Origin of the sequence: Niveibacterium sp. (assembly GCF_041909475.1) — a bacterium.
In the GTDB taxonomy this organism is placed as follows: domain Bacteria; phylum Pseudomonadota; class Gammaproteobacteria; order Burkholderiales; family Rhodocyclaceae; genus Niveibacterium.
This window is the reverse complement of the sequence record NZ_JAYRDJ010000059.1, coordinates 1-9,086: the sequence shown is the minus strand read 5'-3', so window position 1 is coordinate 9,086 and position 9,086 is coordinate 1. Positions and strand designations below refer to the sequence as shown.

The 9,086-nt window shown below is 63.7% G+C and carries 10 protein-coding genes; 7 read left to right on the top strand and 3 right to left on the bottom strand.

Features of this window, described 5'->3' with window-relative positions; genetic code table 11:
- Window positions 1-68: 68 nt before the first annotated feature.
- Genes ACE3P0_RS20980 through ACE3P0_RS20970 form a run of 3 tightly spaced genes read right to left on the bottom strand, consistent with a single transcriptional unit; the run spans window position 69 to window position 2,810 of the window.
- The gene (locus ACE3P0_RS20980) at window positions 69-1,628 is read right to left on the bottom strand and encodes an ammonium transporter (protein ID WP_374404755.1); all 1,560 of its coding nucleotides are present in this window, start codon (window positions 1,626-1,628) and stop codon (window positions 69-71) included.
- Between the two features lie 21 nt (window positions 1,629-1,649).
- On the bottom strand, window positions 1,650-1,988 hold the full coding sequence (gene glnK / locus ACE3P0_RS20975) for a P-II family nitrogen regulator (protein WP_172202545.1): 339 nt from the start codon (window positions 1,986-1,988) through the stop codon (window positions 1,650-1,652).
- 60 nt (window positions 1,989-2,048) lie between these two features.
- Window positions 2,049-2,810 carry a TorF family putative porin gene (locus ACE3P0_RS20970; RefSeq protein WP_374404754.1) on the bottom strand — a complete coding sequence of 254 codons (762 nt, stop codon included), beginning with the start codon at window positions 2,808-2,810 and terminating at the stop codon, window positions 2,049-2,051.
- A gap of 267 nt (window positions 2,811-3,077) precedes the next feature.
- Here ACE3P0_RS20970 and ACE3P0_RS20965 point away from each other — a divergent pair, with 267 nt between their 5' ends.
- From ACE3P0_RS20965 to ACE3P0_RS20935, 7 genes are all read left to right on the top strand, one after another.
- Window positions 3,078-3,341, top strand: a complete 264-nt coding sequence (locus ACE3P0_RS20965; protein WP_172202543.1) for an accessory factor UbiK family protein — start codon at window positions 3,078-3,080, stop codon at window positions 3,339-3,341.
- A 120-nt stretch (window positions 3,342-3,461) separates the two neighbouring features.
- The gene (locus ACE3P0_RS20960; RefSeq protein ID WP_374404753.1) at window positions 3,462-4,004 is read left to right on the top strand and encodes a cytochrome b; all 543 of its coding nucleotides are present in this window, start codon (window positions 3,462-3,464) and stop codon (window positions 4,002-4,004) included.
- Between the two features lie 13 nt (window positions 4,005-4,017).
- The gene (locus ACE3P0_RS20955; protein WP_374404752.1) at window positions 4,018-4,575 is read left to right on the top strand and encodes a YceI family protein; all 558 of its coding nucleotides are present in this window, start codon (window positions 4,018-4,020) and stop codon (window positions 4,573-4,575) included.
- A 69-nt stretch (window positions 4,576-4,644) separates the two neighbouring features.
- Window positions 4,645-5,214, top strand: a complete 570-nt coding sequence (locus ACE3P0_RS20950) for a YceI family protein (RefSeq protein WP_374404751.1) — start codon at window positions 4,645-4,647, stop codon at window positions 5,212-5,214.
- Window positions 5,215-5,339: 125 nt separating this feature from the next.
- Window positions 5,340-6,932 (top strand): ABC transporter substrate-binding protein, encoded by a 1,593-nt coding sequence (locus ACE3P0_RS20945; RefSeq protein WP_374404750.1) that lies wholly within the window; start codon window positions 5,340-5,342, stop codon window positions 6,930-6,932.
- A 4-nt stretch (window positions 6,933-6,936) separates the two neighbouring features.
- The gene (locus tag ACE3P0_RS20940; RefSeq protein WP_374404749.1) at window positions 6,937-7,455 is read left to right on the top strand and encodes a GNAT family N-acetyltransferase; all 519 of its coding nucleotides are present in this window, start codon (window positions 6,937-6,939) and stop codon (window positions 7,453-7,455) included.
- A gap of 124 nt (window positions 7,456-7,579) precedes the next feature.
- Window positions 7,580-9,086 (top strand): ABC transporter substrate-binding protein (locus ACE3P0_RS20935; RefSeq protein WP_374404748.1); only part of this gene is annotated, 1,507 nt, incomplete at its 3' end.

The following is a 9,086-nucleotide window of genomic DNA, read 5'->3' as shown; positions in this document are numbered from 1 at the left end:
AAAACGGGCGCCCGAGGGCGCCCGTTTTGCTTTGTTCCGGCGGCATGCCGCCGGACCGGTACGACAGATCAGTTGTGATAGGCCGATTCGCCGTGCGAGGCAATGTCCAGGCCCTCGCGCTCTTCGTCTTCCGCGACACGCAGGCCGATGAAGAGGTCGACCAGCTTGTACGCAACCAAGGACACAACACCCGACCAGATGACCGTGGTGCCAACGGCCCAAAGCTGGCTCGTGACCTGCGCCGAGATGCTGTAGTCGCCGACCTTGTTGGCCACATAGTCGATGACGCCTGCGCCACCGAGGGCCGGATCCGCGAACACGCCGGTCAGGATGGCACCCAGGATGCCGCCGACGCCATGCACGCCGAACACATCGAGCGCGTCATCCGCACCAAGCAGCTTCTTCAGGCCATTGACGCCCCACAGGCAGATCAGGCCGGCAGCGAGGCCAATGATCAGTGCGCCCATGATGCCGACGAAGCCACAAGCCGGGGTGATTGCAACGAGGCCAGCAACAGCACCCGACGCAGCACCCAGCATCGAGGGCTTGCCCTTGATCAGCCATTCAGCGAACAGCCAAGCCAGCGCAGCCATCGCGGTAGCGACCATGGTGTTGGCGAAGGCCAGCGCGGCAGCACCGTTGGCTTCCAGGTTGGAACCGGCGTTGAAACCGAACCAGCCCACCCACAGCAGCGAGGCACCCACCATCGTCAGCGTCAGGCTGTGCGGCGCCATCGCTTCACGGCCGTAGCCGATGCGCTTGCCGACCATGAAGGCACCCACGAGGCCAGCCATGGCAGCGTTGATGTGCACCACGGTGCCGCCGGCGAAGTCGAGCGCGCCCTTCTGGAACAGGAAGCCCGCGGTCGCAGCAGCCTTGTCGGCGGCAGCAGCGTCGGTGTAGGCATCCGGGCCCGCCCAGTACCAAACCATGTGCGCGATCGGCAGGTAGGAGAAGGTGAACCACAGCACGATGAAGAGCAGCACGGCGGAGAACTTCATGCGCTCAGCGAAGGCGCCAAGGATCAGCGCCGGCGTGATCGCCGCAAAGGTCGCCTGGAACATCACGTAGATCAGTTCGGGGATATACACACCCTTCGAGAACGTAGCCGCAACCGAATCGGGCGTGATGCCCTTCAGGAAGAGTTTGTCGAAGCCGCCGATGAAGGCGTTGCCCTCGGTGAAGGCGAGCGAGTAGCCGAACACCGTCCACAGCACGACGCAGAGCGAGAACACGACAAACACCTGCATCAGGATCGACAGCATGTTCTTCGAGCGCACGAGGCCGCCGTAGAACAGCGCGAGGCCCGGAATCGTCATCAGCGTCACGAGCAGCGTGGCAACGATCATCCAGGAGGTATCACCCTTGTTCGGGGCGGGGGTTGCGGCCGGTGCGGCAGCAGCCGGTGCAGCTTCCGCGGCGGCGGGCGCAGCAGCAGGCGCTTCGGCGGTGGCAGCCGGCGCAGCGTCGGCCGGCTTGGCGTCTGCCGCCGGGGCTTCGGCAGCCGGCTTGGCCGCTTCGGTGGTGGCAACCGCGCCGGTCGCCTCGTTGCTCTGATCAGATGACCAGGCCGGGGCTGCGATACCGACGGACAGCGCCGTCAGCAGGATCGCGAGCATCTTTCTCATGTCGAAATCTCCTTGTCTGCCTTAGAGCGCTTCAGCGCCGGTCTCACCGGTGCGGATGCGGATAGCCTGTTCGAGATCGAAGACGAAGATCTTTCCGTCACCGATCTTGCCGGTGCTGGCGGCCTTCTCGACCGCTTCGATGACCTGGTCGAGCAGGTCGTCGGCGATTGCGATTTCGATCTTCACCTTGGGCAGGAAGTCGACGACGTACTCTGCGCCACGGTACAGCTCGGTGTGACCCTTCTGACGGCCGAAACCCTTGACCTCGGTGACGGTGATGCCCTGCACGCCGATCGCGCTGAGGGCCTCGCGCACTTCGTCAAGCTTGAAAGGCTTGATGATGGCGGTGACGAATTTCATGTTGGCTCCTTGGGTGGAACACGGCGCCCCGGGGGAGGGGTGCCGCGTGCTAAACCGGAATTAGAGAGTCTTGCCTACGGTGAAAAGAATGCGGCCAGCGCCCAGATCCTTGTCGAAGGCGTTGTGGTAGAACTCGCCCGCATCGCCCTTCGCATTGGTGCCGCTGTAGAACAGGCCGAAGGTCAGGCCCAGCGCATCCGCCGTGCCACCCAGCTTGTAGTCGGTGTAGGACGCATCATCGAAGCCCTTGACGCTCTGATAGCCCACATGCGCGATCAGATTGACGCCTTCGGCGACCGGTACGGTGCCATTGGCCTCAAGGTAGTAGCTGCCGCTGGTCTTGTCACCGTTCGGAGCCTTGGCGCCGAACAGGTTGGTGAAGGCGTAGGAACCCTTCAGCGTGATCCACTTGTAGCTGCCGGCCACATAGCCTTCCAGCGTGTTCGGGCTGGTGAAACCATCCGGGTAGGTGCCCGGGTAGTAGTACTGCAGCAGGCCCACGTCGTAACCGAAGTCACCGACCGCACCCTTGTAGCCACCGTAGAAGTCCATCTCGATCGGGGCGCTGATGCCGCCAGCATCCGACAGCCAGCTGATGTTCGAGGCCCAGGTGCCAAGGTAGATGCCGCTTTCGTGCGCGAAATCGAGACCGCCCTGGATGGCGGGCTTGTGGTTGGTCTGCGCGATCCCGCGATAGATGTACTCCGAGGCCAGCGTGAAGTTGCCGGTCAGCGTGTAGGGCGCCTTGGCTTCTTCGGCGCGAACCGAGGCGGAAGCGGCCAGGCCGGCGATCAGGGCGGTAGCGATCAGGGTCTTGCGCATTTCAATCTCCGTCATGGGATGAGAATCGTGGTGACGGGCTTAATGCAGAATCCGTGCCACAGCCTGAAAAACCGCATCCGCGCACCGTTTGATCGCGCTTGACGGCGGTTCGCATCGCGCCGCCGCACCGTTTTGCCCCGCCCGATGACGCGAGCCGCACCACGACGGTGCAATTCCGGGTTTTCCCGCATGCCGCACTGTCCCGGTGCATGAAATCGCGCGTGCTAAACTGGCTTCAAACCCTTGAAACCCTTACGGAGAGCCGCCATGGAGCCGCCCAAGTTCGTCGATGAGATCCAGAAGAAAGTAGCGGAACTGCTCGAGAGCAGCCCCGCGCGGGACATCGAACGCAACGCGAAGGCAGCGTTTGCATCGGTGCTGGGCAAGATGGATCTGGTGACGCGCGAGGAATTCGACGTTCAGCGCGAGGTGCTTGCGCGCGCACGTGAACAATTGGTGCGACTGGAAGCCCGCGTCATCGAACTGGAAGCCGAACTCGCCCGCAGCAAGGCCGGCAACGAAAATAAGTGAATCAGTTTCATCTGATTCGCCAGAAACTTTCGCTGGAATGACGGAGTCTGTGGCTCTAGCATGCAGTAAATACTGAACCGCATCGAACGATTGCGGACTGCATGCAGAGAGCCCACAGACATGACAACAGCCCCAACGCAATACACCCGCACCGCGATCGCACTGCACTGGCTGATCGCGCTGCTGATCTTCATCGCCTTCCCGGTCGGCCTTTACATGGTCGACCTTCCCCTCTCCCCGCAGAAACTCAAGATCATCAGCTGGCACAAGTGGGCCGGCATCACGGTGCTCGCGCTGGTGCTGGTGCGCATCCTGTGGCGCGCCACACATCGCCCGCCCGCCTTGCCGGATTCCATGAGCGGCATCGAAAAGCTCGCCGCGCATGGCGCACATCACCTGCTCTACCTGCTGATGATCGCGGTACCGATGGCCGGCTGGCTGATGAGCTCGGCCAAGGGCTTTCCGGTGGTCTGGTTCGGCGTACTGCCGCTGCCCGATCTGATCGGCAAGAGTGAATCGCTCGCCGAGTTCTTCGAGGAAGCACACGAAATCCTCGCCTGGCTGATGGTCCTGATCGTCGTTGCACATGCAGCGGCTGCAGTGAAACACCACTTCGTGGCACGCGACGGCATCCTCGCCCGCATGCTGCCCTTCCTGAAGTAAGCGGAGTCCCACCATGAAGATTTTCGTTACGGCCCTCGCGGCCGCAGCCCTCGCTTTGCCTGCCGCCGCCGTCGAGTACGGCACGCTGGACCCGGCCAAGAGCAGCCTCGCCTTCACTTCCAAGCAGATGGGTGTGCCGGTGGATGGCAAGTTCGGCAAGTTCAAGGTCGCGCTGAGCTTCGACCCCGCCGCACCGCAGAAGGCCAGCGCCGGCTTTGAGCTGGAACTCGCCAGCATCGACGCGGGCAGCAAGGAAGCCAACGACGAAGTGGTCGGCAAGGATTGGTTCAACGCCAAGCAGTTCCCGACTGCGGTGTTCAAGTCCACCAGCGTCAAGGCGCTCGGCGGCAATCGTTTCGAGGTTGCCGGCCCGCTGACGATCAAGGGCCGCACGCAGAACGTGACGGCACCTTTCACCTACAAGGCGGACGGCGCCAACGGCGTGTTCGAAGGCGCGTTCACGATCAAGCGGCTGCAGTTCGGCATCGGCGAAGGCCCGTGGGGCGACACCTCCACGGTGGCCGACGATGTGCAGATCAAGTTCCGCCTCGTCGCTGCCGCACGCAAGTAACCCGGATTACCGATTGCCGGCACCCACCGGGGCCAGCAACACCACTCACCCGCAACAGGAGTCACCCACATGAAAAAGCTGATCATCGCCGTCTCGCTCGCCGCCCTGTCAGGCGTTGCCGCCGCAGCCGCAGACACCTACAACTTCGATCCGACCCACACCTGGCCGAGCTTCGAGATCAACCACTTCGGCCTGTCGACGCAGCGTGGCCGCTTCGACAAGACCACCGGCAAGGCGGTGATCGACTTCGCCGCAAAGAAGGGCAGCGTCGAAGCAGTGATCGAAACCGGCTCGATCAACATGGGCTTCGAGAAGTGGAACGACCACATGAAGTCGGAAGACTTCTTCAACGCGGCCAAATTCCCGACCATGACCTTCAAGTCGGACAACCTCACGTTTGATGGCGACAAGCTGGTTGGCGCCGATGGCACGCTGACGATGCTGGGCGTGACCAAGCCGGTGAAGCTCGCAGTCAGCAACTTCAAGTGCGTGCCGCACCCGATGCTGAAGGTGCAAGCCTGTGCCGGCGACATCAGCACCACGATCAAGCGCTCGGACTGGGGCCTCAACAAGTACGTGCCCTACGTCAGCGACGAAGTCACGATCAAGATCCCGGTCGAGTCGCTCAAGCAGCAGTAAGCCGCACCCGCCTCGCGCGAAAAGGGACGCCCACGGGCGTCCCTTTTTTCTTTCTCCGCGCCCAACACCGATCGACCACCCCCGCCCGCTCTGCCATCATGCATGGCCCGACCGAGAGACGACGCATGCGACGTACGCACCTCCCCCTCCTGATCGCCGGCCTGCTCGCGCTGGCGCCCGCCCACGCCGCCAAGACGCTGGTCTACTGCGCCGAGGGCAGCCCTGAATCGCTGACCCGCCTGTTCGCCAACGGGCAGAACACAGCAGACGCCGGTGCGCAGATCGCCGACACGCTGCTCGACTTCAAGCCGGGCACGGCCGAACTGCAAGCGGCGCTTGCGGAATCCTGGACGATTTCACCCGACGGCCTCAGCTACACCTTCAAGTTGCGCCGCGGCGTGAAGTTCCACCGCAGCGCGAGCTTCACGCCGAGCCGCGACTTCAACGCCGACGATGTGCTGTTCACCTGGAACCGCCAGGCAGACAAAAACCACCCGTACCACACGCTCGCCGGCAACCTCGCCTTCGTGCAGTTCAACAACCTGCGCATGGACGAGAACGTGGCGCGGCTCGAAAAGCTCGACGACTACACGATCCGCTTCGTGTTGAAGCAAGCCGAGGCACCGTTCCTGACGCGCATGAGCTTCGACATGCTCGGCATCCAGTCGGCCGAATACGCCGCCAAGCTCAGCGCCGCCGGCACGCCGGACAAGCTCGACCGCGAACCGATTGGCACCGGCCCCTTCCAGTTCGCCGGTTACCAGAAAGACACCGCGATTCGCTACAAGGCCTTCGATCAGCACTGGCGCGGACGGCCGAAGATCGACGCACTGGTGTTCAGCATCGTGCCGGACGCCGCAGTGCAGTTCGCCAAACTCAAGACCGGCGAATGCCATGTGTCGACCTCGGTGAAGCCCGCAGACCTTGCGCAGATCGAGAAAACGCCGGGTCTCAACCTGATCCAGCAGCCGGGCCTGAATACCGGCTACATCGCGCTGAACACGCAGAAGAAGCCCTTCACCGACCGCCGCGTGCGGCAAGCGCTGGATCTGGCAATCGACCGCGCCGCGATCCTCGGCGCGGTGTATCAGGGGCGCGCCACGCTCGCGAAGAGCCTGCTGCCGCCCGCCTACTGGGCCGCCGACGCCAAACTGCCGGCCCTCGCCTACGCGCCAGACAAGGCGAAAACGCGGCTCGCCAGTGCCGGTTACCCGCAAGGCTTCGACATGGAACTGTGGTACCTGCCGGTGGTGCGCCCGCACAACCCGGACGGCAAGCGCATGGCCGAGATGATCCAGGCCGATCTGGCGAAGATCGGCGTGCGCGCCAGGCTCACCACCTTCGAGTGGGGTGAATACCTCAAGCGCAGCCGCGCCGGCGAGCACCAGGCCGTGATGTTCGGCTGGCTTTCCGGCAACGGCGAGCCCGACAACTACTTCGAGCCCCTGCTCTCCTGCGACGCGGCAAAGAGCGGTGGCAACCTCGCACGCTGGTGCGACCCGGCCTTCGAAGAGCTGCTGCAACGCGCCCGCCGCAGCAGCGACCGCGCCGAACGCACCAAACTTTACGTGAAGGCGCAGGAAGCGCTGCGCGAGGCGGTGCCGCAACTCCTGATCGCGCACGGCAACCGCTTCGGCGTCACGCGCAAGGAAGTCACCGGCTTCGTGCTGGAACCCACCTACGGCCTGAACTTCCAGAACGTCGACCTGGCACGCTGAGCCCATGCGCACGATCATCGAAACCGAACGCCTGCGCCTGCGCCCTTTCGTCGAAGCCGATGCGGAAGCCTATGTGCCGCTGGTGACCGACCCGGATGTCGTGCGCTACGCCGGCGGCCCGGGGCCGGATACGCTGGAAGGCGTGCGCGAGATCCTGCGCACCGCGCCGCTCGCCGACTACGCGCGCTACGGTTACGGCCGCTTCGCCTGCGAGTGGAAAGCCAGCGGCGAGCTGATCGGCTTCAGCGGCCTCAAGTTCCTGCCGGAATTCGGTGAGACTGAACTGGGTTACCGCTTTCTCACCCGCTACTGGGGGCAAGGGCTTGCCACCGAGGCGGGGCTCGCTTCGCTTCAGTTCGCAAAGAACACGCTGGGCCTCGCGCGCGTGATCTCGGTGATCCACCCGGATAACCACGCATCCAAGCGCGTCGTGCAGAAGCTGGGCTTCAGGCTCGAAACTCATCGCGAATACCCGCCCTTGCCCGGTGTGCAGGTGGAGATCTGGGCCGGCGATTTGCGCTGACCGCGCGGCGGGTGATTGAAGGCAGCGAAGCCGCACGGCTATGATCCGGCAAACAAGAGACCGACCGCCCACACGGCGGCCGGCATGCATCGCCCCAAGTCCGGTTACCCCGCAGGAGAGATCGATGTTCATGTTGCGCCTCGCCACGGCTGCGTTCGCTGCCGCCCTCACGCTGCCCGCCCTCGCTGCGAAGACTCTCGTGTACTGCTCCGAGGGCAGCCCCGAAGGCTTCAACTCGCAGTTCTTCACCACCAACACCACGCATGACGCGGCCTCTGCCCAGCTGATGAACCGCCTGGTCGAGTTCGAGGTCGGCACCACCAACATCGTGCCAGGGCTCGCGACCGGTTGGGAGATCTCTCCCGACGGGCTCGCCTACACCTTCCACCTGCGCCGCGGCGTGAAGTTCCACACCACGCCGAAGTTCAAGCCGACGCGCGACTTCAACGCCGACGACGTGATGTACTCGTGGTACCGCATGGCGGACCCGAACCACCCCTTCCACAAGAACAGCCCCGGCCAGACCTACGCCTACTTCGACGACATGGGCATGGCCCGCATCGTCGAGAAGCTGGAAAAGCTCGACGACTACACCGTGCGCTTCAAGCTGCGCCAGCCCGAGGCGCCCTTCCTCGCCAACATGGCGATGGACTTCATGTCCATCCTCTCGGCCGAGCATGCCGAGAAGATGAAAGCGGCCGGCACGCCCGAGCTGATCGACCGCGAACCAATCGGCACCGGCCCCTTCCAGCTCGTCAGTTACCAGAAGGACGCGGTGATCCGCTACAAGGCGCACGAGCAGTACTGGGACGGCCGCCCCGCGATCGACAACCTTATCTTCGCGATCACACCCGACGCCTCGGTGCGTTACGCCAAGATCAAGGCTGGCGAATGCCAGCTGATGGCGTTCCCGAAGCCCGCCGACCTCGCCCAGATGAAGGCCGACCCGGCGCTGAACCTGATGAGCAAGGAAGGGCTCAACATCGGCTACATCGCCTTCAACGTCGAGAAGAAGCCCTTCGACGACAAACGCGTCCGGCAAGCGCTGAACATGGCGATCAACAAGAAGGCGATCCTCGACACCATCTACCAGGGCGCGGGCCAGATGGCGAAGAACCCGATCCCGCCGATCATGTGGGGCTACAACGACCGGGTGAAGGACTACGACTACGCGCCGGATAAGGCCAAGGCTTTGCTCGCGCAGGCCGGCCTGAAGGATGGCTTCGACATGGAGCTGTGGTACCTGCCGGTGCAGCGCCCCTACAACCCGGACGGCAAGCGCATGGGCGAACTGATCCAGGCCGATCTCGCCAAGGTCGGCGTGCGGGTGAAACTCATCACCTACGAATGGGGCGAGTACCGCAAACGCAGCAAGGCCGGCGAACACCAGGCCATCATGTTCGGCTGGTCCGGCGACAATGGTGACCCCGACAACTTCTTCACCCCGCTGCTGTCGTGCGACGCGGTGAAGGGCGGCGGCAATAACGCCAAGTGGTGCAACAAGGAGTTCGACGAGCTGATCGCCAAGGCCACGCGCACCGCCGACCGCAAGGAACGCACCAAACTCTACGAGAAGACGCAGGAGATCGTGAAGGACGAAGCGCCCTGGGTGCCGATCGCCCACTCGGTCC

Coding starts and splice junctions, on each gene's coding strand:
- ACE3P0_RS20960 (WP_374404753.1), top strand. CDS start 3,462: ATGACAACAGCCCCAACGCAATACACCCGCACCGCGATCGCACTGCAC.
- ACE3P0_RS20965 (WP_172202543.1), top strand. CDS start 3,078: ATGGAGCCGCCCAAGTTCGTCGATGAGATCCAGAAGAAAGTAGCGGAA.
- ACE3P0_RS20950 (WP_374404751.1), top strand. CDS start 4,645: ATGAAAAAGCTGATCATCGCCGTCTCGCTCGCCGCCCTGTCAGGCGTT.
- ACE3P0_RS20945 (WP_374404750.1), top strand. CDS start 5,340: ATGCGACGTACGCACCTCCCCCTCCTGATCGCCGGCCTGCTCGCGCTG.
- ACE3P0_RS20970 (WP_374404754.1), bottom strand. CDS start 2,810: ATGCGCAAGACCCTGATCGCTACCGCCCTGATCGCCGGCCTGGCCGCT.
- ACE3P0_RS20980 (WP_374404755.1), bottom strand. CDS start 1,628: ATGAGAAAGATGCTCGCGATCCTGCTGACGGCGCTGTCCGTCGGTATC.
- ACE3P0_RS20940 (WP_374404749.1), top strand. CDS start 6,937: ATGCGCACGATCATCGAAACCGAACGCCTGCGCCTGCGCCCTTTCGTC.
- ACE3P0_RS20955 (WP_374404752.1), top strand. CDS start 4,018: ATGAAGATTTTCGTTACGGCCCTCGCGGCCGCAGCCCTCGCTTTGCCT.
- glnK (WP_172202545.1), bottom strand. CDS start 1,988: ATGAAATTCGTCACCGCCATCATCAAGCCTTTCAAGCTTGACGAAGTG.